A 26,052-nucleotide genomic window follows, 5' to 3' on the forward strand; every position below is an offset into this window, starting at 1 on the left:
CTTTGCACGTCCTGTCGATCCAGTCGTCCGTTGCTTACGGCCACGTGGGCAACTCCTCGGCGACGTTTCCCCTGCAACGCCTCGGCATCGAGGTCTCGCCGGTCATCACCGTGCACTTCTCCAACCACACCGGCTATGGCAAATGGCGCGGTCCGGTGCTCGACGCCGCCGACATCGCCGAGGTGATCACCGGGATCGAGGAGCGGGGAGTGCTCGGCACCGTCGACGCCGTCCTCTCCGGGTATCTCGGTGACGCGACCCTGGGCGAGGTCGTCCTCGACACCGTCCGTCGCGTACGCGCCGCCAACCCGCGGGCCGTCTACTGCTGCGACCCGGTCATGGGTGACGTCGGACGCGGCATGTTCGTCCGACCGGAGATCCCCGGCTTCATGCGCGACCACGCCGTGCCGGCGGCGGAAGTCGTCACCCCCAACCAGTTCGAGCTCGAGTACCTCACGTCGTCGACCGTCAAGACACTCGACGACGCGCTCGCCGCGGCGGCGGCACTGCGTGCTCGCGGACCGCGGGTCGTGCTCGTCACCAGCCTGGTGCGCGACGGCGGCAGCGCGGACGAGATCGAGCTGCTGGCGGCGACCGACGACGAGGCGTACCTCGTGTCGACACCGCTACTGCCGCTCAGCGTCAACGGCGCGGGCGACATGACGGCGGCACTGTTCCTCGCCCACTGGTTCCGCACCGGCGAACTGGCGACGGCGCTCGAGCACACCGCGAACAGCGTCTACGCAGTCATGGATGAGACGCATCGCGCCGAGGCCAGGGAAATCCGGCTGATCGCGGCTCAGGACGCGATCGCGCAGCCACCTGCCAGATTCACGGCCACCCGCGTCGACGGTGGCTGACATGGCGCGGACTACCATGCTGATCTGTCCGAGAACGCGAGTGAGGTGGCGGCCCGAACCGTGCACGACGAGTCGCCCGATGGGGTTACCACGATGATGTCCTTCCACCCGTTCGGCCTCGGCGCCCGTGGTGACAAGGTCGGCGTCGTCCACGTCCGCCTCGTCGCCCTGGGCCTGCTGTCCGACGGCCCGTCGACGGACGGCTCTGTGCCGGTCTACGACGCGACGCTCGAGACCGCGGTCAGGTACTTCCAGCAGTCCCGCGGGCTGACGGTCGACGGCATCGTCGGCCCGGAGACGTTCCGCGCGCTCGAGGACTCGCGCTGGCAGCTCGGCGACCGGGTCCTGTTCTACAGCCCCGGCCGGCTGATGACCGGCGACGACATCGGCGTGCTGCAGCGCCGCCTGCTCGAGCTCGGGTTCGACTGCGGCAAGTCCGACGGCGTCTTCGGCACCCAGACCTCTGTCGCGCTGCGCGACTTCCAGCGCAACACCGGCCTCCAGGTCGACGGCACCTGCGGACCGAGCACGTTCAAGGCGTTCTCCCGGCTCACGCGGACGGTCGTCGGCGGCCAGGCACACGCTCTCCGCGAGTCCGCGCGGCTGTTCCGCAACGGGCACCAGCACGCCGGCCGGGTCATCGTGATCGACCCCGGCCATGGCCCGGCCGAGCCCGGCGTCGTGTGCGATGGGCTCACCGAGGCGGAGCTGGTGTGGGACATCGCGTCGCGCGCCGAGGGACGCCTCACCGCGCTCGGCGTCCAGGCGTACCTGTCCCGCGGCCGGCACGGTGACCCCGACGACGAGACGCGGGCGGGCTTCGCCAACGAGGCCGACGCCGACGTGCTGGTCTCCCTGCACATCGACGGGCACGTCAATCCGGACGCGTGCGGCGCCGCGACGTACTACTTCGGCAGCCCGGTGACCGGCCAGCACTCGGCCCTGGGCAAGCAGTTCGCCGAGCTCGTCCTGCGCGAGATGGTCGCCCGCACCGACCTGCTCGACTGCCACACCCACCCGAAGACCTGGGACCTGCTGCGGCTCACCCGCATGCCGACGATCCGGCTCGAGGCGGGCTACCTCACCAACCCGGGCGACCGGGAACGCCTGCGGCGTCCCGAGTTCCGCGACGCGATCGCCGAGTCGGTGTGCGCGGCCGTCCAGCGACTCTTCCTGCCGCCGGACCACGATGCACCAACCGGCACACTGCGCATACCCGCTGATCTGCGCGCGGGCTGAGCAGACGAGGGCCCACCATGACACGCCGCATCGCGCAGATCACGCTCGACAATCTCGACGACCTGCCGGTGCGCTGCCGCCGATGCGTGTTCTGGGAGCTCGATCCCGTCAGTGCGGACCGCGCGACCGCGGGCGGCACCACAGACCTCGAGAAGGAGGCCTGGGTGTCGGGCGTCCTCCTGGAGTGGGGGAGCTGCGGGTGCGTCGCGTACGTCGACGACATGCCCGCGGGCTTCATCATGTACGCGGCGCCGTCGTTCGTCCCGCGGTCCGGCGCGTTCCCGACGAGTCCGGTGAGTGCCGACGCGGTGCTGCTCACCGTCGCGCACATCCTTCCCGACTTCGCCGGGGGAGGGTTGGGACGGATCCTGATCCAGAATCTCGCCAAGGACCTCCTCCGGCACGGGGTCAGGGCGGTCGAGGTCTTCGGCGACGCGCGCTGGAACGGCCCGTCCTGCCTGCTCCCCGTCGACTTCCTGCTCTCGGTCGGGTTCAAGACCGTCCGGCCCCATCACCGCTTCCCGCGGCTGCGGCTGGAGCTGAAGTCGGCGCTGAGCTGGCGCGAGGACGTCGAGGTGGCACTCGAGCGGCTCCTCGGCTCCATCCCCGCGCCGGACCGGGCCCTGCGACCCATCTGAGCGGCTCTCCGCGCGGTCGCGTCGACTCCTCGTTTTGTCGACAAGTCGCTATCTCGACCGCTGGACAGTCGCGGGGCCGTTCCCGACCGGCGGGTACGCTCGACCGAGGCCCGACAGTGGGGAGGCGTATGTCCACCGCAAGCACACCGGACGGGATGCCCACGGGTTCACCCGCCGTCCTGGTCGACCCGCACGTGGACCGCTACGCCGCCCGGGCGCGCGGCATGGTCGCGTCCGAGATCCGGGCGCTCTTCGCGGTCGCGTCGAGACCGGAGATCGTCGGACTGGCCGGCGGCATGCCGTACGTCTCCGCGCTCCCACTCGACGTCGTCGGCGACATGTTCGACGACCTCGTCGCGTCGCGTGGTGCGGTCGCACTCCAGTACGGCAGTGCCCAGGGTGACCCGCGGTTGCGTGAGCAGATCTGCGAGGTCATGGCGTTGGAGGGCATCGGTGCGCATGCCGACGACGTCGTCGTCACCGTGGGCTCGCAGGGCGCCCTCGACCTGATCGGCAGGATCTTCCTCGACCCCGGTGACGTCGTGCTCGCCGAGGCGCCGTCGTATGTCGGTGCTCTCGGGGTGTTCGCCTCGTACCAGGCCGAGGTCGTGCACGTGCCCATGGACGACGAGGGGCTGCAGCCCGAGGCGCTCCGGGAGTCGCTCGACCGACTGGCCAGGGCAGGCAAGCGCCCGAAGCTGCTCTACACGGTCCCCAACTTCCACAACCCCGCCGGTGTCACGCTCGCCGCCTCGCGGCGTGCCGAGGTACTCGAGATCGCCCAGACGGCCGGCGTCCTCGTCCTGGAGGACAACCCGTACGGCCTGCTCGGCTTCGACAGCGAGCCGATGCGGGCAGTGCGAGCCGACGACGGCCAGTCCGTGGTCTACCTCGGGTCGTTCTCGAAGACGTTCGCCCCCGGTCTGCGGATTGGCTGGGCGCTGGCTCCGCAGGGAGTGAAGGAGAAGCTCGTGCTCGCGGCCGAGGCCGGCATCCTCAGCCACTCGGTGATCTGCCAGCTCGCGATCAGCCAGTACCTGGAGAACCATTCCTGGCTCGACCAGATCAAGGCGTTCCGCGAGCTGTACCGGGAACGGCGCGACGCCATGCTCGGCGCGCTCGACGCCGTCATGCCCGACAGCTGCACGTGGACCCGCCCCGCCGGCGGCTTCTACGTCTGGCTCACGGTGCCCGAAGGGATCGACACCAAGGCGATGCTGGCGCGTGCCGTCGGGGCCAGGGTCGCGTACGTCCCCGGCAGTGCGTTCTTCGCCGACGGCACCCTGGGGTCGCGTCACATGCGGCTGTCGTACTGCTATCCCGAACCCGACCGCATCCGTGAGGGCGTCCGCCGGCTCGGCGGCGTCATCGAGCAGGAGCTCGAGGTGCGTGCGACGTTCGGCACGACAGGCACGCCGGCGCGCGGCATCGACCGGCCGCCGCCCAATCTCGCCTGAGCCCGTCCCTTCCCGATCCCGCGACCCGCGACGAAGTGAGGTCTGATGAGCGGTCTGACTGGACCCGTGGTGGTGCTCGCCGGCGGGCTGTCACACGAGCGAGACGTCTCCCTGCGGTCCGGTCGCCGGATCGCCGACGCGCTGCGTGAGGTGGGCGTCGAGGTCGACGAGCGCGACGTCGACTCCGACCTGGTGCCTGCGCTCTCCGACGACCGGCCGGCCGCGGTGTTCCCCGTGGTACACGGAGCGACGGGGGAGGACGGCGCCATCCGTGAGATCCTCGAGCTGCTCGGCGTCCCGTACGTCGGCTCCCGCCCGGCCTCGTGCCGGTTGGCGTTCGACAAGCCGACCGCGAAGTCGATCCTCGGCGCGGCCGGTCTGGCGACACCGCCCGCCGTGGTGCTGCCGCACGAGACGTTTCGCGACCTCGGTGCGGCCGCCGTCCTCGACCGGATCGTCGCCCGCTTCGGGCTGCCACTCGTGGTGAAGCCCGCGCGGGGCGGCAGCGCCCTCGGCGTGTCCGTCGTGCGCGACCCGGCCGGCCTGCCCGCAGCGATGGTGGGGTGCTTCTCCTACGGCGACACGGCACTCGTGGAGACGTACGTCGCCGGCACCGAGGTCGCCGTCGGTGTCGTCGACACCGGCGACGGTCCCGCGGCGTTGCCCGCCGTCGAGATCGTGCCGAGCGACGAGGGTGGATACGACTACGCGGCCCGCTACACCGCGGGACAGACCGACTTCTTCTGCCCGGCGCGGCTGTCCGTCGACACCGAGAAGGCGGTCCAGGAGGCGGCCCTGCTGGCTCACCACGCACTCGGCCTGCGTGACGTGTCCCGCAGTGACATCATCGTCGCCGAGACCGGCGAGGTCTACGTGCTCGAGGTCAACGTGGCACCCGGCATGACCGAGACGAGCACGCTGCCGATGGCCGTCCAGAACACCCACCGGGCGTTCGGCGACGTGTGCCGTGATCTGGTGCAGGTGGCGGTCGACCGGGGCTAACCGGCCGTCGGTCGGTGGTCGAGCGTCGGCGCCATCAGGCCGACGAGGCGTTCGAGGTCTTCCAACGAGGCGAACTCGACGACGATCCTGCCCTTCCGGGCGCCCAGGTCGACCCGTACCCGGGTGTCGAACACGTCGGAGAGCTTGCCGGCGAGATCCTCGACGCCGGGCGCGACCGGGCGCTTCTGCGACCGGCGGCGTGGCTTGTCTTCCTCGCCCGCGACCCCGGTGGTCACGAGCTCCTCGACGTTGCGGACGGAGAGGCCCTCGGCAACGATCCGGCTCGCCAGCCGCTCCTGCGCGGCGCCACTGTCCAGCGCCAGCAGGGCACGGGCGTGACCCGCGGAGATCACGCCGGCGGCGACCCGGCGTTGCACGGGTGCCGAGAGACGCAGCAGCCGCAGGGTGTTGGTGATCTGCGAGCGTGAGCGGCCGATGCGGCTGGCGAGCTCGTCGTGCGTGCTGGAGAAGTCGTCGAGAAGCTGCTGGTACGCCGCAGCCTCCTCGAGCGGGTTGAGTTGTGCCCGGTGCAGGTTCTCCAGCAACGCGTCGCGCAGCATCGCGTCGTCGTTGGTCTCCCTGACGATCGCGGGGATGCGCTCGAGGCCGGCCTCCTTGGAGGCGCGCCACCGGCGTTCGCCCATGATGAGCTGGTACGAGCCGCCGCTGAGGTGGCGCACCACGACCGGCTGGAGCAGGCCGACCGCCCTGATCGACGCGACGAGCTCGGCCAGCGCCTCCTCGTCCATGACCTGGCGGGGCTGCCGGGGGTTCGGCTCGATGGCATCGACGGGCACCTCGACCAGATGGGCACCGGGAACGGCGTCGGGTTGCTCGGGTCCCGGCGTCGTGGCCGTGCCGCCCTGGGGCACGCCCGTCGGGATCAGGGACGCCAGTCCACGGCCGAGGCCACGCCGTTGCTCGTTCATCCACTCACCTCGTCGACGGTCACTGGTCCGGTCCGGGGGTCGTGGGGAGAGAGTCGGCGCGCTGTGCCATCTCCCGCGCAGCCTCGAGGTACGAGAGCGCTCCCGTCGACCCGGGGTCGTACGTCATCACGGTCTGCGCGTAGCTCGGCGCCTCGGAGATGCGGACGCTCCGCGGCACCACCGTCGACAGGACGCGGTCGCCGAAATGCGAGCGCACCTCGTCGGCGACCTGGGAGGACAGCCGAGTGCGCCCGTCATACATCGTCAGCAGGATCGTCGACACGTCGAGCTCGGGGTTGAGGTGGGACTTCACCATGTCAATGTTGTGGAGCAGCTGCCCCAGCCCTTCCAGGGCGTAGTACTCGCACTGGATCGGGATCAGGACCTCGCTGCTGGCCACCAACGCGTTGACGGTGAGCAGTCCGAGAGAGGGCGGGCAGTCGATGAAGATGTAGTCGACCTCGGCCTTTTCCAGCACGGGTTCCAGCGCACGCTTGAGCCGGCTCTCCCGGGCCACCATGGGCACCAGCTCGATCTCCGCGCCCGCGAGGTCGATGGTGGCGGGGATGCAGAACAGGCGCTGGATGTCGGACGCCGGCTTCACCATGTCGAGCATCGGGGTGTTGCCGACGAGAGCGTCGTAGACCGAGGTCGTCCCCGACCGGTGCTCCACACCGAGAGCAGTCGAGGCGTTGCCCTGGGGGTCAAGGTCGACGACGAGGACGCGGAGGTTGTTCAGAGCGAGCGAGGCGGCCAGGTTGACCGTCGACGTCGTCTTACCGACGCCGCCCTTCTGGTTCGCCACGACGAAGACACGTGGCGCCTTCGGCCGCGGCCAGTTACCGGCTCTCACCGCGGCACGCCCCTGCAGGATCGCCTGGGTCTCGCGAGCGATCGGGGTGTCGGCGAAGTCGTCGTCACCTTCGATGCCGGCCGCGATGGTCGAGGCCGTCGAGAAGGTGGGGACGTACTCGGTTTCACGTGAAACATCGTCGCCCGAGTCGGGGGCCTCGGTCGTCCCACCATCCACAGGAATCGCGTCCGTTTCACGTGAAACATCGTCGCCGTCGTTCTCCCCCCTGCCGATCCAGCCTAGTGGTGTAGGCATGCTCGCACGACCACCGGACGCCTCGTCGGACCTCGCGATGCCGGACTCGGTCGACTCGTGCCCGACCGTGGGCCACCCCAGCTCGGAGCTCACCCCACCACCTCCTCGTGCCACCGCGCAGTCACCCGGATCTCGTCACGCGGACGACGATCGCCGGCGGGTCGATGATGCCGTAGCCGACCTCGTGTACGTCGAGCCCGTCCACACCCGCGTCCACCAACCATCGTGGTGGTGCATACCGACCGTTACCACGGTCCGTCGCCTCGAGCTCCGTCAGCTCGTCGACCACCGTGGCGCCCTTCAGTGCCAGGACGCGACCACCGGGCCGGACCAGGGGAATCGACCACGGCAGCAGCGTGGCCAGACGTGCCACGGCGCGTGCCGTGACCACGTCCGCCGTCACCCGTCCCACGAGCTCCTCCGCGCGCGCCCGGCGCACCTCGACACCCGACAGACCCAGTGCGGCGACGCACTCGTCGAGGAACGTACTGCGCCTGAGCATCGGTTCGACCAGAGTGACCCGCAGGTCCGGACGCGCGATCGCCAACGGCAGGCCGGGTAGCCCTGCGCCCGAGCCCAGGTCGACGACATGGGAGTCGTGGGGGACCAGGTCGGCGAGTGTCGCCGAGTTCAGCAGATGGCGCTCCCAGACCCGGGCGCCTTCACGCGGGCCCAGCAGGCCGCGCTCGACGCCGTCGGTGCAGAGCAACCGCGCGTACTGCAGCGCCAACGGCATCCGGGTCCCGAAGACCCGCGAGGCGCTTGCCGGTACGGCAGTGTCGACGTCGTCCGACACGCTCTCAGCTCGGCAGGACGACGACCCGACGGTCCGGCTCCTCGCCCTCCGACTCGCTCGTCATACCCGCGGCGGCGACGACGTCGTGCACGCACTTGCGCTCGAACGGCGACATCGGCGCGAGGCGTTGGGGCTCGCCGGTGCGGCGCGCCTCCTCGACGGCCTTGCTCCCGAGCTCGGCAAGCTCGGCACGTCGGCGACTGCGGAAGCCGCCGACATCGAGCATCAGCCGGCTGCGCTCCCCGGTCTGCTGCTGCACCGCCAGGCGGGTCAGCTCCTGCAGCGCCTCCAGCGTCTTGCCGTCGTCACCCACCAGGTGGTCGAGACGGTCGCCGACCACGGCGACCATCGCACGGCTGCCCTCGACGTCCATGTCGATGTCACCGTCGAGGTCTGCGATGTCGAGCAAGCCCTCGAGGTAGTCGGCGGCGACCTCGCCCTCGTCCTCGAGCAGGGACACGGTGGCGGTCTCCGCCTCGGCGGGCTCCTCTGCGGGTGGATCGTCGACCGTCACCGACTCGTCGGGATCGGCTTCGGTGACGGGCGACTCCGGTGGTGCGTCGGTCACGGGGGTGTACTCCTCAGTCGTGCGGTGGTCAGTCATGCGACATGGGTGGCGTAGCTCGGCGGAGCGTCAGTTCTTCTTCTGACTGCCGCTCTTCTTCTGCCCGCTCCGCTTGCTCCGTGGTGCCCGAGAGGGCTGGTTGCGAACGACCTTCGGTGCGGGCGCCACCGGCTCCGGCTCCGGCTCGGCCTTGCGCCGGCGGAACAGCCGGTTCGACGACCCGTTATCGGACGATGCACCGGCTTTGCCGTTCTTGGTGGTCTTCGCCCCGTTCGTGGCGGTCTTGGACGCCGACGAGATCGCCGGCCGCGTGCCGGCCTTGGCGGGCGTCTTGCCGTCCTTGGTGTCGATCGTCTTGTGGGGGATGCGATGCAGTACCCAGAACTGCTGGCCCATCGTCCAGAGGTTCGAGGTGGTCCAGTAGACGATCAGGCCCATGGGGAAGAAGAAGCCCCAGATGAGGAACATCGCCGGGAAGATGAAGAGCAGGATCTTCTGCTGCTGCTGGAAGGGTGTGCTCTGCCCGGCGGCCTGCTGCTGAGCCGTCTGCTTGAGCATCAGCTGGCGCTGCGCGATGAACGTCGTGACCGCCATGAAGACGACGAAGACGATGATGACGACCTTCGCGGTCATCGGGTTGGCGCCGAGCTCGATCATCTTGGCGTCACCCTCTTTGAAGATGACACCGATCGGGACGCCGAAGATCTTCGCGTGCGCGGCCGAGTCGACGAGCTGCTCGCTCATGCCGTACTTCGCCTCTTTGCGCGAGATCGCGTTGAGGACGTGGTACATGGAGAACAGGAACGGCGCCTGCGCGAGGATGGGGAGACAGCCGGAGAGCGGGTTCGCCCCGTTCTCCTTGTACAGCTTCATCGTCTCTTCCTGCAGCTTCTGCTTGTCGCCCTTGTACTTCTGCTGCAGTTCCTTCATCTGCGGTTGCAACACCGCCATCGCCCGCTGGCTGCGGATCTGCTTCACGAACAGCGGGAAGATCACCAGCCGGACCATGAAGGTCAGGACGACGATCGACAGACCCCAGGTGAGGCCGCTGTCGGGGTCGAAGACGCGTCCGATCAACGCATGGATGCGGATCAGCACCCATGCGAACCCGCTGTACAACCAGTCCAAGCTCTCGAAGCTCAGGTCCACGAACGCTCCGTCTCAACGGATGCGACCACGGCACCCGCGTCCTTCTTGTTCTCGTGTCGTACCGGCGGCACCGGCTCGAAGCCGCCGGGATGGAAGGGATGGCACCGCAGAATCCGCCAGACCGCCAGCCACCCGCCCCGCAACGCGCCGTGGGTCCGCAGCGCCTCGACCGCATAGGCGCTGCACGACGGGTAGAACCGGCAACGCGGACCCAGCAACGGGCTGATGAATCGACGGTACCCCGCGATGGGCAGGATCAGCAGGCGGGTCGGGAGTCCCGGGTCGGGCTGGTGCTCGCGCGTCTCGTCACTCATGGGGCGTCTGCCCTGGCGACCAGCCGGCCGAGCACGGCGTCGAGGTCGGCCGCCAGCTCCCGGTACGTCGCGAGTGCGGCAGCTGGGTTGGCCCTGATCACCAGGCGCGCCTCGGCCGGGAGCGCGACGAGCCGGTCGCGCATCAGGTGACGCAGCCGGCGGCGGACCCGGTTGCGGGCGGGCGAGTCACCGACGGCGCGACTGACGACGAACCCGACTCGGGGCGCGACCGCGGGTTCCACGTCACGGGCGAGGTGGGCGACGACGAGCCGGCGACCGGCGCGACGACCTCCGCGTACCGCGGCTTCGAAGTCCCGTCGCCGCCGCATCCGGGAGCGAACGGGTAACACGATGGCCTCGCAGGATTGGACTGGAGCTCAGGCACTGAGCTCGTTGCGGCCCTTCCGGCGACGACGGCCCAGGATCATGCGGCCGGCGCGCGTGCGCATACGCAGCCGGAAGCCGTGGGTTCGTGCGCGGCGCCGGTTGTTCGGCTGGTACGTACGCTTGCTCACTCCGGACTCCGATGCCTCGTCGAGGGAAGGGGTGCGCCCACCAATGATCGACTACGAACGGTGGCGCATGAAGATGACACAGGTCTGAACGACCAATCTACCGTACGGTCCGCCCCATCGGCGGTCAAACCGACCCCTCGCCTACCGCGCGCAGGCCGGCGACCGACCCTCCGCGACCGCCCGTCGGGCGGGCTCACCGCAGCCAGCGATACCGGTGTCACAGGCTGAACAGCCTGTGGACGACAGGTTGCTGGCAGGCCACGACCAGGACTACTGTGCCTCGCTCGGACCCTTCCCCCACCGCGTCCGTCGGCGCTTCGTCCGCCGCCGCCATGTGGTGCGCGAAACCCCGTGTCACGGCCCGATCGGAGCTGGGCCATCATAGGGCGTTCGCGGCGGTTCGGCGGCCTCCACCAGGAGCCCCGCACGGGCGGCGTCGCGCCAGGCGATGCTTCGTTCACAGCCTGTGGACAAATGTGTGGACCACTGGTCGAGGGTGGGACGTCCGGACGGCTTCGGGGAGCCTCCCGGTCGGCGGGACGATGGAGACCAGCGCGCTGCGGGGGCAGCCGAGTCGGACCGGTCATGCCGGTCCGAAGGCAGTCAGCGGAGGGGGAACGGTGCCCGACACCAGCGAGGATCTGGGCACGCTGTGGACGCGTGCGCTCGAACGGATCCCGACCGACGCCGTGCAGGCCCAGCACCGCGAGTGGCTCCGGCAGTGCCGGCTGCTCGCCGTGGGAGAGGAGACCGCCCTCCTCGCCGCGTCCAACGAGTTCGTCAAGACCGTCCTCGAACAGCGACTCCGCGCGACGGTGACCGACGCGGTCAGTGAGGCACTCGGTCGCCAGGTCCGCATCGTCGTCGACGTCGCGCACGACCAGGTCCACCTGCCGACCACGGCGGGCGACGCCGGTGCCACGCCAGAGCTCGACGCCGCGGCGGAACCGCCGCCCGGCCCGGCCCAGGTCGAGGCCGACTGGATGTCGGCTCCCACGGCCGCGGTCGAGACCTACGCCAACGGCACCGACCCGGGTGACCCCGGTGACCCCGGTGACGGCGACGACGAGGTCGACGAGTCCGAGGATCCCGGTCCGAGCCAGATGTCGTTCGTCCAGCCGGACACCAACCGGCTCTACGCGAGCCATCTGAACCCGAAGTACTCGTTCGACACCTTCGTCATCGGATCGAGCAACCGGTTGTCCCACGCCGCTGCCGTCGCCGTCGCCGAGGCGCCGGCCCGCGCGTACAACCCGCTGTTCATCTACGGCAGCTCCGGTCTGGGCAAGACCCACCTGTTGCATGCCATCGGCCAGTACGGACTGAGCCTCTACCAGGACACCCGGGTCAGGTACGTGAGCTCGGAGGAGTTCACCAACGACTTCATCAACTCGATCCGCGACGGGCGCGGCGAGAGCTTCCGCCGGCGCTACCGCGAGGTCGACATCCTCCTCGTCGACGACATCCAGTTCCTCGAGGGCAAGGAGCAGACGCAGGAGGAGTTCTTCCACACGTTCAATACGCTGCACAACGCCAGCAAGCAGATCGTCATCTCCTCCGACCGCCCGCCGCAGCAGCTCGTGACGCTGGAGGACCGCCTCCGCAACAGGTTCCAGTGGGGGCTCACGACCGACGTCCACCCACCCGAGCTCGAGACGCGCATCGCGATCCTGCGCAAGAAGGCGGCGACGGAGCGACTCGACATCACCGACGAGGTCACCGAGTACATCGCGAGCAAGATCAACACGAACATCCGGGAGCTCGAAGGCGCCCTCATCCGGGTCACCGCGTTCGCTCAGCTCAACCGGCAGCAGGTCGACCTCGCGCTGGCCGAGATCGTGCTGAAGGACCTCATCCCCGACGTGTCGCGACCGGAGATCACGGTGGCGACGATCATGGCCCAGACCGGGGCGTACTACAACATGTCCATCGAGGACATCTGTGGCACCTCGCGCAGCCGGGTGCTGGTGACCGCACGCCAGATCGCCATGTACCTGTGCCGCGAGCTGACCGAGCTGTCGCTGCCCAAGATCGGTCAGGCGTTCGGCGGGCGCGACCACACCACGGTCATGCACGCGGAGAAGAAGATCCGGGCGCTCATGGCCGAGCGGCGCAGCGTGTTCGAACAGGTCACCGAGCTGACCAACAGGATCAAGCAGCAGGCGCGGCAAGGCTGACGCCCCTGTCACCAGCATCTATCACGGATAGTGACATATGAGCTACGGATCGTCTGTCTCTTGTGCACACAGTGGGGACATCCCTGTGGATAGCTGGGGACAACTGGGGACCCGCCGCGTAGGCACTCGGCCGGCGGTCCGGTCGTCCGCAGGCCGTCCCCCGATCGACCCTCCGTCGCCCACAGCCGGTCCGCACCCCGCCGGACGGGCTGACCTCGGCGAACGCGGGTTGTCCACAGTGTCCACCGCACCTAAGACCTGCGACGTCACTCCCTCTCTCAGGGAAGGGGATGATGCTCGTTTGTCTGTGCGCCCCTCTCCTGGGGATGAACGGACTCTCCACCTGCTCGCGTACCCCGGTACGGCTCCCCACCCGGCCCCGCCGTCACGGCTGACAGACCCGCGCGGCAGGATCAGCACGAACGACGGATGGACGCGTGTCCCGCAGTGGGCACGGACGGAAGGCGGGTCACGGTGAAGTTCCGGGTCGAGCGAGACGCGCTTGCCGACGCAGTGGCGTGGACCGCGCGCACGTTGCCAGCACGACCGCCGGTGCCGGTGCTCGCCGGCATGCTCCTCGAGGCCGACCAGACCGACGGCGGCACGCTCACGCTGTCGAGCTTCGACTACGAGGTCTCGGCACGGGTCGCGGTGGGCGTCGACGTCGAGGAACCGGGGCGGGTGCTGGTCTCCGGCCGGCTGCTCGCCGAGATCACCAAGAGCCTGCCCGGGCGCCCGGTCGAGGTCCACACCGACGGTGCCCGCGTCGCCGTGTCGTGCGGTTCGGCACGGTTCGGCCTGCTTACCCTGCCGGTCGAGGACTACCCCTCGCTGCCCGACATGCCGACCACGTCCGGCACCGTGGCGAGCGACGCGTTCGCCACGGCGGTCACCCAGGTCGCCATCGCCGCGGGACGCGACGACACGCTGCCGGTGCTCACCGGGGTCAGGCTGGAGATCGTCGGCGACAAGCTCACGTTCGCGGCGACCGACAGGTACCGGTTGGCCGTCCGTGAGATCGACTGGCAGCCGGAGACGCCGGGGCTTGAGTCGACGGCCTTGGTGCCCGCGCGCACCCTGGCCGACACCGGCAAGGCCCTGACCGCAGGCGGCAAGGTCACCGTCGCGTTGTCGTCTGGCGAGGTCGGCGAGGGCATGATCGGGTTCGAGTCGGCGTCGCGCCGAACGACCACCCGGTTGATCGAGGGCGACTTCCCGCAATACCGCTCGCTCCTGCCGGCGGAGTCCGCGACCGTGGCGCGCGTCGAGACCGCGGCACTCGTCGAGTCGCTGCGCAGGGTGGCGCTCGTCGCCGACCGAAACGCCGCGATACGCCTCGGCTTCAGCCAGGGCGAACTGCTGCTCGAGGCGGGCAGCGGTGACGAGGCCCAGGCCGCGGAGTCGCTCGAGTGCGCCATCGAGGGTGACGACGTCCGCATCGCCTTCAACCCCGGCTACCTGCTCGACGGTCTCGGGGTGCTCGATGCGCCGGTCTCGCTGCTGTCGTTCACCACGTCGAAGAAGCCGGTCGTCGTCACGCCCGCCGACGACGACGGCAAGCCGACGGTCGACTACAAGTACCTGCTGATGCCGATGCGCCTGCCGGAGTGATGGCACGGCAGTAACGGTGACCGTCCACGGCGTAGAGGGGATCCCTTGATGCAGCTCGGCATGATCGGGCTCGGACGCATGGGCGCGAACATGGCCGAGCGCGTGCGGCGCGGTGGCCACACGATCGTCGGCTACGACGTCTCCGCCGACAGCGGTCGCGACGTCGCGACGCTCGAGGAGCTCGTCGCCGCCCTCACCCCGCCGCGGGCGGTCTGGATCATGGTGCCGCTCCAGTTCGTCGGCCCGACCGTCGAGACACTCGCCGGCCTGCTCGGCGAAGGCGACGTCGTCGTCGACGGCGGTAACTCCCGCTGGTCCGACGACAAGGAGCGCGCCGGCCTGCTCGCCGAGCGCGGTGTCGGGTTCGTCGACTGCGGTGTGTCTGGTGGCATCTGGGGCCTCGACAACGGCTACGCGCTGATGTGCGGCGGATCGGCGGACGACGTCGCGCGGCTGCGACCGGTCTTCGACGCGCTCAGGCCCGAGGGCGGCAGCGGGTTCGTCCACGCCGGCCCCGTCGGTGCGGGCCACTTCACCAAGATGGTCCACAACGGCATCGAGTACGGCATGATGCAGGCGCTCGCCGAGGGCTACGAGCTGCTGACCGCGGCGGAGCTCGTCGAGGATCCCGACGCGTGCGTGCGCAGCTGGCGCAAGGGCACGGTGATCCAGTCATGGCTGCTCGACCTGCTCGCCCGGTCGTTCGACGACGATCCGCGACTGGAGCAGATCGACGACTACGCCGAGGACTCCGGCGAGGGCCGGTGGACCGTCGAGGCGGCCGTCGACAACGCGGTGCCGATCTCGACGATCTCGGCCGCACTCTTCGCCCGCTTCGCGTCGCGCCAGCACGAGTCCGTGGCGATGAAGGCGGTCGCCGCGATGCGCAACCAGTTCGGCGGGCACGCGATCCACCGGGCCGACGGCACGGTGAGCGAGCCGGTCCGACGTCCCGACGGCACCACCGTGCCGCCACGGTCGCGGGACTGACCTCCGGCCGTGCACGTCGCGCACCTGTCCCTCACCGACTTCCGCTCGTACCCGTCCGTCGAGGTTCCCTTCGACGCCGGCGTCACCGCGTTCGTCGGACCGAACGGTCAGGGTAAGACCAACCTCGTCGAGGCGATCGCGTACGTCGCCACGCTCGGCAGCCACCGGGTCGCGAGCGACGCGCCACTCGTCCGCGCCGGCACCGACCGCGCGATCGTCAGGTGTGCGGTCGAGCGCGACGGAAGGCGCAACCTGGTCGAGCTCGAGATCAATCCGGGCAAGGCCAACCGCGCGCGGATCAACAAGGGTGCGGTGCCGCGAGCGCGCGAGGTGCTCGGCCTCGTCACCACCGTGCTGTTCGCGCCCGAGGATCTCGCGCTCGTCCGCGGGGATCCCGGTGAGCGCAGGCGCTTCCTCGACGACCTCGTCGTCGCGCGGCTGCCGAGCTTCGCGTCCGTCCGCGCTGACTACGACCGCGTGCTCAAGCAGCGCAACGCCCTGCTGAAGTCCGCGGCCGCCACCGGTGCCCGCCGCGCGCCGCAGCTCTCCACGCTCGACGTCTGGGACGGCCACCTCGCGCGCACCGGCGCCGAGCTGCTCGCCGCGAGGCTCCGCCTCGTCGATGCGCTACGGCCGCACGTCGGCAAGGCGTACGACGAGATCTCGCACGGCGGCGGCGGACCGGCTCGCCTCACGTACCGTTCCTCGCTCGGCCCGGACGCCCCGGTCGAGGCCGATCCCCAGGTGCTCGCCGCGGCGATGCAGGCGGCCGTCGCCGCGCGCCGCAAGGATGAGCTCGACCGCGGCGTGACGCTCGTCGGACCGCACCGGGACGAGCTCGAACTCGAGCTCGGCGACCTCGCCGTCCGCGGCTACGCGAGTCACGGTGAGTCCTGGTCGCTCGCGCTCGCCCTGCGGCTCGGGTCGTTCGAGCTGCTCCGCGGTGACCTCGCCGGCGATCCCGTGCTGATCCTCGACGACGTGTTCGCCGAGCTCGACGTCGAGCGCCGGCACCGGCTCGCCGAGCTGACGGCGTCCGCCGACCAGGTGCTCGTCACCGCGGCGGTGCCCGCCGACGTCCCCGAGGTGCTCTCCGGTGCCCGGTTCGACGTCATGGAGGGGGAGGTGACCCGTGTCCGATGAGCACGAGCCGGTGCCCCGCCCGGCCGACGACGCCCCGCCCCCGGCCGACCTCGCCCGGGCGGCACTGAACCGTGTCAAGGACGTCGCCCTTCGCCGCGGTGCCACCCCCGGCTCCGGCTCGACGCGGTCGCGTCGCGCCGAGCCCCGCAAGGTCCGCCCCGGCGACCCGGAGCTGGTCGGCTCGACCATCGACGAGCTGATGACCCAGCGTGGGTGGGACGAACGAGCCACGATCGGGGCGCTGTTCGGCCGGTGGCCCGACCTCGTCGGGCCGCAGCTCGCCGAGCACTGCCGGCCGCGCAGCTACGACGAGGGCCGGCTGCATGTCACCGCCGACTCCACCGCCTGGGCGACCCACCTGCGCGCGCTTGCCCCCGAGCTGCTGCGCCGGCTCGGTGAGGAACTCGGCCCCGAGGTCGTCCGAGATGTCCGGATCACGGGGCCGACCGCCCCGAGCTGGCGGCACGGTCCGCGCCACGTCCGTGGCCGGGGACCGCGGGACACCTATGGCTGAGCCGCGAACCCGCAGCACCGTCTCTGGCGGTGGCGCCGGGGGTACTCCGCGTATCCCTGGTCGGCCCCGGCGAGTTCGTTCGACTGAGGGCCGTTCGAGGGGCTCTGGTGCGCTTTCTGCGTGTGCCGTCCGGGTAGGATGGACACAGCATTCCGGCGGGCGGCTCCCTGAGGCGTCCGTCAGCCCTGATTCCGTTCTGCTCGTGACCCCGGGGGTGGCTCGGTCCGGAGCGGAGCAGGGCACGAGCGCCGGTCTCGGCGCTCCCACTCTCGTCGGCGTGGGCACGCTCACGCTGCCTGGCGGGAGTGCGGTCACGGCAGTGCCTGGCACCTGGTGGCACTGGCAGGGAGGGACTCCGACCCGTGTCCTATGACGCCACCTCGATCACCGTCCTCGAGGGTCTCGAAGCCGTACGCAAGCGTCCCGGCATGTACATCGGCTCGACCGGTGAACGAGGCCTGCACCACCTGATGAACGAGGTCGTCGACAACTCCGTCGACGAGGCGCTCGCCGGTGTCTGCACGGATATCAACGTCACCCTGCTCGCCGACGGCGGCCTGCGGGTCGTCGACAACGGCCGCGGCATCCCGGTCGACGAGATGGCGAACGAGAAGCGCCCGGCGCTCGAGGTCATCATGACCACGCTGCACGCGGGTGGGAAGTTCGGCGGCGACGGTTACACCGTCTCCGGCGGCCTGCACGGTGTCGGCGTCTCGGTCGTCAACGCGCTCTCGAGCCGGCTCGAGGTCGAGGTGCACCGCGAGGGACGGATCTGGCGACAGGCGTACGTGCGCGGTGACCCGACCGGTCCGGTCACCAACGCAGGCGAGACGGACCGCACCGGCACCACCACCACGTTCTGGGCCGACACCGAGGTCTTCGAGACCACCACCTACGTGTTCGAGGTGCTGGCCCGCCGGCTGCAGGAGATGGCGTTCCTCAACAAGGGCCTGCGGATCACCCTGCGCGACGAGCGTCCCGGTGGCGAGGACGTCTCCGAGCAGAACGGCGGCGAGTCCTCGGGACAGCGCGAGGTCTCGTACAAGTACGACGAGGGCATCGTCGACTTCGTCCGGCACCTCAACGCCACCAAGGATCCCGTGCACAGCTCGGTGATCTCGTGGTCATCGGAGGATACCGAGCGCGGCATCTCGCTCGAGGTGGCCATGCAGTGGAACACCACGTTCAGCGAGAGCGTGTACACGTTCGCCAACACGATCAACACGGTCGAGGGCGGCACGCACGAGGAGGGGTTCCGCGCCGCACTCACCTCGCTCGTCAACAGGTACGCGCGGCATTGGAACGTGCTGAAAGAGAAGGACCCCAACTTCACCGGCGACGACGTCCGCGAGGGCCTGACCGCGATCGTCTCCGTCAAGATGCGCGATCCACAGTTCGAGGGCCAGACCAAGACCAAGCTCGGCAACACCGAGGCGAAGACGTACGTCCAGACCTCCACCGGCGACATGTTGAGCGCGTGGCTCGACAAGAACCCGGGTGAGGGTAAGGACATCGCGCGCAAGGGTTTCGCCGCCGCGATGGCGCGGATCGCCGCGCGCAAGGCACGCGATCTCGCCCGCAACCGCAAGGGTCTGCTGTCGGCCGGCGGTCTGCCTGGCAAGCTCGCCGACTGCCAGTCGACGCTGCCGGAGGAGTGCGAGGTCTTCATCGTCGAGGGCGACTCGGCCGGCGGCTCGGGCAAGGGCGGCCGCGACGTCCGCATCCAGGCGATCCTGCCGATCCGGGGCAAGATCCTCAACGTCGAGAAGGCCCGCATCGACAAGGTCCTGCAGAACCAGGAGGTGCAGGCCCTCATCTCCGCGCTCGGCACCGGTATCCACGAGGACTTCGACGTCGCGAAGCTGCGGTACCACAAGATCATCCTGATGGCCGACGCCGACGTCGACGGCCAGCACATCCGCACGCTGCTGCTGACGTTGCTGTTCCGGTTCATGCGCGGCCTGATCGAGGGCGGCTACGTCTACCTCGCCCAGCCGCCGCTGTACCGGATCAAATGGACCAACGCCGCGGACGACTTCGTCTACTCCGACCGGGAGCGCGACGGCCTGCTCAAGCTGGGCCAGGAGTCCGGGCGGCGGCTGAAGCAGGACGGCATCCAGCGCTACAAGGGTCTGGGCGAGATGAACGCCAACGAGCTCTGGGACACCACGATGGATCCCGACAAGCGGGTGCTGCTCCAGGTGAGTCTCGACGACGCCGCTCAGGCGGACGAGATGTTCAGCGTGCTGATGGGCGAGGACGTCGAGAGTCGCCGCAAGTTCATCCAGCGCAACGCCAAAGACGTGCGCTTCCTGGACATCTGATCCGCGATGCGGCTGTTCTACGACAACGGTGATGTGCGCGCGCCGCTGCGGTGCGTGCCACGGAGGGAATCAGCGTGACCGAAGACGCCACCACGTCGGAGCGGGTGTCGATCGAGCCCGTCGACCTCCAGGTGGAGATGCAACGCTCCTACCTGGACTACGCGATGAGCGTGATCGTCTCCCGTGCTCTACCCGACGTCCGCGACGGGCTCAAGCCGGTGCACCGGCGGGTGCTCTACGCGATGTACGACGGCGGGTACCGTCCCGACCGCAGTCACAGCAAGTGCTCGCGCGTCGTCGGCGACGTCATGGGGCACTACCACCCGCACGGTGACACCGCGATCTACGACGCGCTGGTACGGCTGGCGCAGCCGTGGTCGATGCGTTACCCGCTCGTCGACGGGCAGGGCAACTTCGGCTCGCGGGGAAACGACCCGCCGGCCGCCATGCGCTACACGGAGTGCCGCATGGCGTCCCTCGCGATGGAGATGGTCCGGGCCATCGACGAGGACACCGTCGACTTCTCCGACAACTACGACGGCAAGACCAAGGAGCCCGACGTCCTGCCGGCGCGGTTCCCGAACCTCCTGGTCAACGGCGCCTCGGGCATCGCCGTGGGCATGGCGACCAGCATCCCACCGCACAACCTGCGCGAGGTGGCCGACGGCGTCCAGTGGCTGCTCGAGCACCCGGAGGCGAGCAACGAGGAACTGCTGGCCGCGCTGCTCGAACGCGTCAAGGGGCCCGACTTCCCGACCGGCGCGCTGATCGTCGGCAAGGACGCGATCGAGCAGGCGTACCGCACCGGGCGCGGCGCGATCACCATGCGCGCGGTCGTCGAGGTCGAGGAGGACAACCGCGGCCGCGCGATCCTCGTCGTCACCGAGCTGCCGTACCAGGTCAACCCGGACAACCTCGCGCAGAAGATCGCCGACCTCGCCAGCACCGGCCGGGTGCAGGGCATCGCCGACATCCGCGACGAGTCGAGCGCCCGCGTCGGGCAGCGGCTCGTCGTCGTGCTCAAGCGCGACGCCGTGGCCAAGGTCGTCCTCAACAACCTGTACAAGCACACCCAACTGCAGGACACCTTCGGCGCGAACATGCTGGCGCTGGTCGACGGTGTGCCCCGCACACTGTCCATCGACAGGTTCGTCAAGCACTGGGTCGACCACCAGATCGACGTCATCGTCCGGCGCACGAGGTACCGGCTGCGCAAGCGCGAGGAGCGCCTGCACATCGTCCGCGCGCTGCTCAAGGCAATCGACCGCATCGACGAGGTCATCAACCTGATCAGGTCGAGCGAGTCGGCGGCCGTTGCGCAGACCGCGCTGATGGAGTTCCTCGACATCGACGAGGTGCAGGCACGCGCGATCCTCGACATGCAGCTGCGCAAGCTGGCCGCGCTCGAGCGGCAGGAGCTGCAGTCGGAGCACGACGCCCTCCTCGCCGAGATCACCGAGCTCAACGCGATCCTCGCGTCCCCGCCACGGCAGCGCGAGATCGTCAGCGAGGAGCTCGCGGCGATCGTCGATCAGTACGGTGACGAGCGGCGTACGCGCATCGTGCCGCACGAGGGCGACATGACGGCCGAGGACCTCATCCCGCGGGAGGACGTCGTCGTCAGCATCACCCACGGCGGCTACGCCAAGCGCACGAAGTCCGACCTGTACCGGTCGCAGCGTCGCGGCGGGCGCGGCGTCCGTGGCGCGCAGCTGAAGCAGGACGACATCGTCGACCACTTCTTCGTGACCAACACCCACCAGTGGATCCTGTTCTTCACGAACATGGGCCGGGTCTACCGCATCAAGGCCTACGAGCTCCCCGAGGCCGCGCGTGACGCCAGGGGTCAGCACGTGGCGAACCTGATGGCGTTCCAGCCGGACGAGCGCATCGCCGGCGTCCTCGCGCTCCGCGACTACGAGGCGGCTCCGTACCTCGTCGTCGCCACCAAGCGCGGCCTGGTGAAGAAGACCAGGCTCACCGACTACGACTCGCCACGCACGGGTGGTCTCATCGCGGTCAACCTGCGCGACGACGACGAGCTGATCGGCGCGCGCCTGGTCGGTCCCGAGGACGACGTCCTGGTGGTGTCGCGCAAGGGCATGTCGATCAGGTTCCACGCGTCGGACTCGGCACTCCGCCCCATGGGTCGGGCGACGAGCGGCGTCATCGGCATGCGGTTCAGGGACGGCGACGAGCTGCTGGCCCTCGAGGTCGTGACGGCGGGGTCGTCCGTCTTCACGGCGACGTCCGGTGGCTACGCCAAGCGCACCCCGGTCGATGAGTGGATGGTGAAGGGCAGGGGCGGCCTCGGTATCAAGGCGATGCGCATCCCGGAGGAGCGCGGCACCCTGGTCGGCGCGGTCATCGTCCACGAGGGCGACGAGCTCTACGCGATGACGGCCAACGGCGGCGTCATCCGCACCCGAGTGACGGAGGGTGAGCTTCGTCCGCTGGGTCGTGACACTATGGGGGTGCGCCTCATCAATCTGGCGGACGGCGACGAGGTCGTGGCGATCGCCAGGAACGCCGAGGCGACCGTGGTCGACGACCCAGTCGACGAACCCGGAGAGGGGGACGCGTGAGCGACTTGCAGCGTTTCGCCACGCGTGGCGCCACCGCGACCGGTACCCAGGGCGGACGCGCCCGGGAGGCGCAGGGCCGCCCGTCCGGTGGTCAGCCCGAGCAGGGTCCTGGTCAGGGTGGCCAGTCTGGAGGCAACGGCCAGCGCTCGAGGCCCGAGACCGGGCCACAGTCCCGGCTCATCCCGACGCGCGCGACCGGCAGCCAGCCACGGGTGCCGGGGCGTTCCCGTGCGCCGCGGCGGGCCCACCTGCTGCTCAGCAGGGTCGATCCGTGGTCGGTGATGAAGTTCAGCTTCGTGGTGTCGCTCGTCCTGTTCGTGGTGCTGTTCGTCGCGGTGGCGGTGCTGTACTCCGTGCTCTCCGGCATGGGTGTGTTCGACTCCGTGATCAGCACGGCTCGCGACCTGTCCGGCGGCAGTGACACCTGGGACGTCTCCAGCTGGTTCTCCGCCAAGACCATCCTCGGCTGGACCGCCGTCCTCGGCGCCGTCAACGTCGTCCTGGTCACCGCCCTCGCCACCCTGGGTGCCTTCGTCTACAACCTCGTGACGAGCCTCGTCGGCGGCATCGAGGTCACCCTCTCCGAGGCCGAGTGAATCCCGGGTGATTCCGACCGCGCCGGTGCGATAGGCTCGTTTCGTTCGTCTCCTGGGGCTATAGCTCAGCCCGGTTAGAGCGCTTCCCTGATAAGGAAGAGGTCCCTGGTTCAAGTCCAGGTAGCCCCACCCCTCGGGCCGGTTCTTCGCCTGAAGAGCCGGCCTTCGTGCGTCCCACGCTCCCGCGTAGGATTGCGCCAACCTGCACGACATCCCCGAGGCGCCGGCCGGCGCCGCCTACCGGAAGGGCGCGACTGATGAAGAAGCTGCTCCTCCTGCTCGCCGCCGTAGTCGCGGGCGTGTTCATCTGGCGCAAGGTCCAAGCGGACCGCGAGGAACAGGACCTCTGGACCGAGGCCACGTCCGCACCGGACGCCTGACGGCGACCATCGGGGCGATAGCTCAGTTGGTAGAGCACCTGCTTTGCAAGCAGGGGGTCGCCGGTTCGAGTCCGGTTCGCTCCACTCCACAAACGAGCCCTGATCGGGCGTCACGGCCGACCCCTCGACGAGTCACATCATCCCCAGGTCAGGAGCACTGTCCGCGTCTTCCCACCGTCGCCCCGTGACGCCTCCATGGTGACCACGGCCCTGATCACGTGGCTCCGCGACTCTGATCCGGCATTGCGTTGGCAGGTCGAGCGCGATCTCGTCCACGAACCGGAGTTCCGGCAGGTCGGTTCAGCGAAAGTTCCGCTGTGGGCGAGATCGGCGAAGGAGCAGAGATGAGCAGTGTGGTGATGCACAACGTGGTGTCGGTGGACGGTTACATCGCCGACGAGCACGATCAGGTCGGCCCGTTGTTCGACTGGTACTCCAACGGTGACACCAAGCTGGCCGAAGGCGGCGGGCCGCAGATCTCGCAGGTATCGGCCGAGTATGTCCGGCCGATATGGGACAGCATCGGCTCGATGGTGATCGGGCGCCATCTGTTCGACCTGACGAACGGCTGGGAGGGCACGCCGCCGGCGGGTGACCACGTGGTCGTGGTGTCACACCGGCCCAAGCCGGCTGGGTGGCACCCGGAGGTGTCGTACCACTTCGTCGACGACGTGGCTCAGGCGGTCGCGAAGGCGAAGGAGCTGGCCGGTGACCGTACCGTTGCGGTGGCGGCGGGCGACATCGGCGGGCAGGCCCTCGCACTGGGTCTGGTGGATGAGGTGGCGATGGACGTCGTGCCTGTGGTGTTCGGGTCGGCAAGCGGTACTTCGGGTCGGTCGTCGGCCAGCAGCTGCTGGAGGACCCCGACGTGGTGATCCGGGGTGACCGGGTGCTGCACCTGCACTACCGGGTTCGCCGCTGACGGTTGGGCCTCACGGAGACGTGGCGCAGACGAGGGAGGGCATGTCGTCGACGCCCCCGAGTGACCCCCGGTCAGACGTTGTCGCGTGGGACGGTCTTCGTGCGGTGGTCGGTGAAGATCCGCACGCCATCCTCGAACGCCTCGACCGCGTTGGTGAGCAGGAAGTCCGTCGCCGTCGCCGACATCGTGCTCGTGGTCTCCACGCGGGTACGCCACCCGTCCCGGGCGATCTCGACCGTGCGGTCGCAGCGCACCGAGGCCGAGAGCGGGTCGCCCTCGACGATGCGGAACGTGTCGGTCGCCTGGTCGCGGTAGTCCAGGCCCTCGTCGGGGAGCCGGAACCCGCCGAACGGGCCGTGCGAGTGGACCAGCTCGACGGCACCCGACGCCGTGTCGCGCCTGATCTCCCTGGTCTCCGCGCCGACGCCGCGGGGCTCGTGCGCGGGCTTCGGCGCTGCCTCCGGGGCCGCGAACGGCACCGCCTCGTCACCCGCCGAGACCCGTACCGGCAGGTCGAGCACCGACGCACCGCCGGTCGCCACCCGCAGCGTGACCGGGGACGGTGACGGCCAGGCCCACGGCCAGTAGGTCGGCGAGACCGCGAGGCGCAGGCGGTGGCCCGCAGGCACGGCGTACGCGGTCGAGGTCAGTAGCACCCGCACCTCGTACGCCTCACCGGGCTCCAGCGGCTCCGGGTGCTCGTGGCCGTCACGGTGGGACAGGTTGAGCAGCCCGCGGGTGATCAGTGTCGACGTGCCGTCGGGCCAGACGTCGCACAGCCGGACGGCGACGAGCGCCTGCGGCCGGTCCGCGCGCACGGTCAGCCGCGCGACCGGGTTGCCGTAGATCTCGACCGGCGAGGTGAGCTCGGGACCGTCGAACGCCAGGGAGACGCCGTCGTCGAGGCGCTGGTCGGTGGGCATGTCGACCGGACCGCCGTACGCGCACCAGACGCCAGGGTCGGTCGGGCTCGCCTGCACGCCGGTCACGGGCAGCTCGCCCGCCTCGCCCGCCGGCTCGTCGGTGAGCGACCGGTCCGCCGTGAGGTGGTACGGCCGGGACTCGACGTTCGGCGACGGCCAGCCGGGGTCGACCAGCCAGCGGCCCGGGCGTTCGGCGTACGAGGACGCGGGGCGGACGGCGTCCTGCATCCACGCTCGCAGCCTCGGCTCGTCCATGATCCCGGTGTCGATGCCCTTGAGCCAGTGGTCCCACCAGCGCAGGCACTCCTGCAGGAACCCGATCGCCGGCCCGGGGTTGCCGTCGTGCGGGTAGATGTGCGCCCACGGGCCGATCAGGCCCTTCACCGGCCCCGGGTAGTGCTCGACCATCCGCAGGATCGCGTCGCGATAGGCGTCGGCCCAGCCGCCGACCATGTAGATCGGCGCCCGCATGCCCGCGTAGTCCTCGCACACCGAGCCCTGCTGCCAGAACTCGTCGCGCCGCTGGTGCGCCATCCACGCCTCGACGTACGGGGGCGTGCGCTCGAGCCGGTCGAGCCACTGCGCGCGCCACGAGTCGCCGACGACCGCGGGGTCAGGTGGCCGGGCGCTGTACGCCAGCATGGTCGACGCCCAGGTCAGCATGTCGCACGCGAGCAGGGTGCCGCCCATGTAGTGCACGTCGTCGGAGTAGCGGTCGTCGGTCGAGCAGAGGCTGATCACCGCGCAGAGCTCGGGCGGGCGTCGGGCCGCGATCTGCAGGCCGTTGAAGCCGCCCCACGACTTGCCGATGATGCCGACCTTCCCCGTGCACCACGGCTGTTCGGCGATCCAGGCGAGCACCGCGAGGGCGTCGTCCTGCTCCAGCGGCAGGTACTCGTCCTCGAGGATGCCTTCGGAGTCACCCGACCCGCGCAGGTCGACCCGCAGGGACGCGTACCCGTGCTGCGCGAAGTACCCGTGGATCGGGCCGTCACGCAGGGCCGTGGCGTCGTTCTTGCGGTACGGGATGTACTCCAGGATCGCCGGGACCGGGTCGTCCTCCGCGCCCTCGGGGAGCCAGATCCGCGCGGCCAGGCGGCAGCCGTCGGGCATGGGGATCCACTGGTGGGCGATGACGCGGATCGGGCGGGGTGACTCGTCGGTCGGCAAGAACGCTCCTAGTAGTACTTTGTTACGTGTGTCGCTACCGCTGATCCGGCTCGTGATGTGGTCGTGTTCTGATCCGTGACCCCGGAGGAGATGGACCAGGTCAGGCCGCGGCTGGTGGCGTTCGCTGCGGAGATGCTCGGCGGGC

At 69.8% G+C, this 26,052-nt stretch carries 22 protein-coding genes, 2 tRNA genes and 1 pseudogene; 16 read left to right on the plus strand and 9 right to left on the minus strand.

What is annotated here, in order from left to right; genetic code table 11:
* Positions 1-2: 2 nt before the first annotated feature.
* The 5 genes from pdxY (at position 3) to GEV10_07310 (ending at position 5,196) form a co-directional block, all read left to right on the plus strand.
* Complete coding sequence (gene pdxY / locus GEV10_07290) at positions 3-860, plus strand: pyridoxal kinase PdxY (protein MQA78269.1); 858 nt, start codon at positions 3-5, stop codon at positions 858-860.
* 96 nt (positions 861-956) lie between these two features.
* Positions 957-2,099, plus strand: a complete 1,143-nt coding sequence (locus tag GEV10_07295) for an N-acetylmuramoyl-L-alanine amidase (GenBank protein MQA78270.1) — start codon at positions 957-959, stop codon at positions 2,097-2,099.
* 17 nt (positions 2,100-2,116) lie between these two features.
* On the plus strand, positions 2,117-2,737 hold the full coding sequence (locus tag GEV10_07300) for a GNAT family N-acetyltransferase (protein ID MQA78271.1): 621 nt from the start codon (positions 2,117-2,119) through the stop codon (positions 2,735-2,737).
* A gap of 224 nt (positions 2,738-2,961) precedes the next feature.
* Positions 2,962-4,194 (plus strand): aminotransferase class I/II-fold pyridoxal phosphate-dependent enzyme, encoded by a 1,233-nt coding sequence (locus GEV10_07305; GenBank protein ID MQA78272.1) that lies wholly within the window; start codon positions 2,962-2,964, stop codon positions 4,192-4,194.
* 45 nt (positions 4,195-4,239) lie between these two features.
* Positions 4,240-5,196, plus strand: coding sequence for a D-alanine--D-alanine ligase (locus GEV10_07310; protein ID MQA78273.1), 957 nt, complete (start codon positions 4,240-4,242; stop codon positions 5,194-5,196).
* Here GEV10_07310 and GEV10_07315 read toward each other — a convergent pair.
* The 8 genes from GEV10_07315 to rpmH form a co-directional block, all read right to left on the minus strand.
* Positions 5,193-6,125, minus strand: coding sequence for a ParB/RepB/Spo0J family partition protein (locus tag GEV10_07315; GenBank protein MQA78274.1), 933 nt, complete (start codon positions 6,123-6,125; stop codon positions 5,193-5,195). The genes GEV10_07310 and GEV10_07315 overlap by 4 nt on opposite strands.
* Before the next feature lie 19 nt (positions 6,126-6,144).
* On the minus strand, positions 6,145-7,233 hold the full coding sequence (locus GEV10_07320; GenBank protein ID MQA78275.1) for an AAA family ATPase: 1,089 nt from the start codon (positions 7,231-7,233) through the stop codon (positions 6,145-6,147).
* A gap of 121 nt (positions 7,234-7,354) precedes the next feature.
* On the minus strand, positions 7,355-7,969 hold the full coding sequence (gene rsmG, locus GEV10_07325) for a 16S rRNA (guanine(527)-N(7))-methyltransferase RsmG (GenBank protein MQA78276.1): 615 nt from the start codon (positions 7,967-7,969) through the stop codon (positions 7,355-7,357).
* Between the two features lie 64 nt (positions 7,970-8,033).
* Positions 8,034-8,633 carry a single-stranded DNA-binding protein gene (locus GEV10_07330; protein ID MQA78277.1) on the minus strand — a complete coding sequence of 200 codons (600 nt, stop codon included), beginning with the start codon at positions 8,631-8,633 and terminating at the stop codon, positions 8,034-8,036.
* A gap of 30 nt (positions 8,634-8,663) precedes the next feature.
* On the minus strand, positions 8,664-9,743 hold the full coding sequence (gene yidC / locus GEV10_07335) for a membrane protein insertase YidC (protein ID MQA78278.1): 1,080 nt from the start codon (positions 9,741-9,743) through the stop codon (positions 8,664-8,666).
* Positions 9,734-10,057, minus strand: coding sequence for a membrane protein insertion efficiency factor YidD (gene yidD / locus GEV10_07340; GenBank protein ID MQA78279.1), 324 nt, complete (start codon positions 10,055-10,057; stop codon positions 9,734-9,736). Before yidD ends, yidC begins: the two co-directional genes overlap by 10 nt.
* Entirely contained in the window at positions 10,054-10,407 is a 354-nt protein-coding gene (rnpA, locus tag GEV10_07345; GenBank protein ID MQA78280.1) for a ribonuclease P protein component, read from the minus strand. Before rnpA ends, yidD begins: the two co-directional genes overlap by 4 nt.
* Before the next feature lie 27 nt (positions 10,408-10,434).
* Entirely contained in the window at positions 10,435-10,572 is a 138-nt protein-coding gene (gene rpmH, locus GEV10_07350) for a 50S ribosomal protein L34 (GenBank protein ID MQA78281.1), read from the minus strand.
* Positions 10,573-11,114: 542 nt separating this feature from the next.
* Here rpmH and dnaA point away from each other — a divergent pair.
* The 11 genes and pseudogenes from dnaA (at position 11,115) to GEV10_07405 (ending at position 23,814) form a co-directional block, all read left to right on the plus strand.
* Positions 11,115-12,749: a chromosomal replication initiator protein DnaA gene (gene dnaA, locus GEV10_07355; protein ID MQA78282.1), complete on the plus strand. Its 1,635-nt coding sequence runs from the start codon at positions 11,115-11,117 to the stop codon at positions 12,747-12,749.
* Positions 12,750-13,223: 474 nt separating this feature from the next.
* Positions 13,224-14,360: a DNA polymerase III subunit beta gene (locus GEV10_07360; GenBank protein MQA78283.1), complete on the plus strand. Its 1,137-nt coding sequence runs from the start codon at positions 13,224-13,226 to the stop codon at positions 14,358-14,360.
* Between the two features lie 48 nt (positions 14,361-14,408).
* Positions 14,409-15,350, plus strand: a complete 942-nt coding sequence (gene gnd / locus GEV10_07365; GenBank protein MQA78284.1) for a decarboxylating 6-phosphogluconate dehydrogenase — start codon at positions 14,409-14,411, stop codon at positions 15,348-15,350.
* Between the two features lie 9 nt (positions 15,351-15,359).
* Positions 15,360-16,493, plus strand: coding sequence for a DNA replication/repair protein RecF (recF, locus tag GEV10_07370; protein ID MQA78285.1), 1,134 nt, complete (start codon positions 15,360-15,362; stop codon positions 16,491-16,493).
* A 10-nt stretch (positions 16,494-16,503) separates the two neighbouring features.
* A complete protein-coding gene (locus tag GEV10_07375; protein ID MQA78286.1) occupies positions 16,504-17,007 on the plus strand; it encodes a DUF721 domain-containing protein in 504 nt (167 codons plus the stop codon).
* Positions 17,008-17,303: 296 nt separating this feature from the next.
* Entirely contained in the window at positions 17,304-19,331 is a 2,028-nt protein-coding gene (gene gyrB, locus GEV10_07380) for a DNA topoisomerase (ATP-hydrolyzing) subunit B (protein ID MQA78287.1), read from the plus strand.
* Positions 19,332-19,468: 137 nt separating this feature from the next.
* Positions 19,469-21,916: a DNA gyrase subunit A gene (gene gyrA / locus GEV10_07385; GenBank protein MQA78288.1), complete on the plus strand. Its 2,448-nt coding sequence runs from the start codon at positions 19,469-19,471 to the stop codon at positions 21,914-21,916.
* Positions 21,913-22,512 carry a DUF3566 domain-containing protein gene (locus tag GEV10_07390; protein ID MQA78289.1) on the plus strand — a complete coding sequence of 200 codons (600 nt, stop codon included), beginning with the start codon at positions 21,913-21,915 and terminating at the stop codon, positions 22,510-22,512. The genes gyrA and GEV10_07390 overlap by 4 nt, the downstream gene beginning before the upstream one ends.
* A 54-nt stretch (positions 22,513-22,566) precedes the next feature.
* Positions 22,567-22,641 (plus strand) — tRNA-Ile (locus GEV10_07395).
* A 262-nt stretch (positions 22,642-22,903) separates the two neighbouring features.
* Positions 22,904-22,976 (plus strand) — tRNA-Ala (locus GEV10_07400).
* Positions 22,977-23,236: 260 nt separating this feature from the next.
* Positions 23,237-23,814, plus strand: a pseudogene (locus GEV10_07405) (dihydrofolate reductase).
* Between the two features lie 71 nt (positions 23,815-23,885).
* Here the strand turns inward: GEV10_07405 and GEV10_07410 are convergent.
* Entirely contained in the window at positions 23,886-25,850 is a 1,965-nt protein-coding gene (locus tag GEV10_07410; GenBank protein MQA78290.1) for a CocE/NonD family hydrolase, read from the minus strand.
* Positions 25,851-26,052: the final 202 nt, after the last annotated feature.

It is taken from the genome of Streptosporangiales bacterium (assembly GCA_009379955.1).
Classification (GTDB): Bacteria; Actinomycetota; Actinomycetes; order Streptosporangiales; family WHST01; genus WHST01.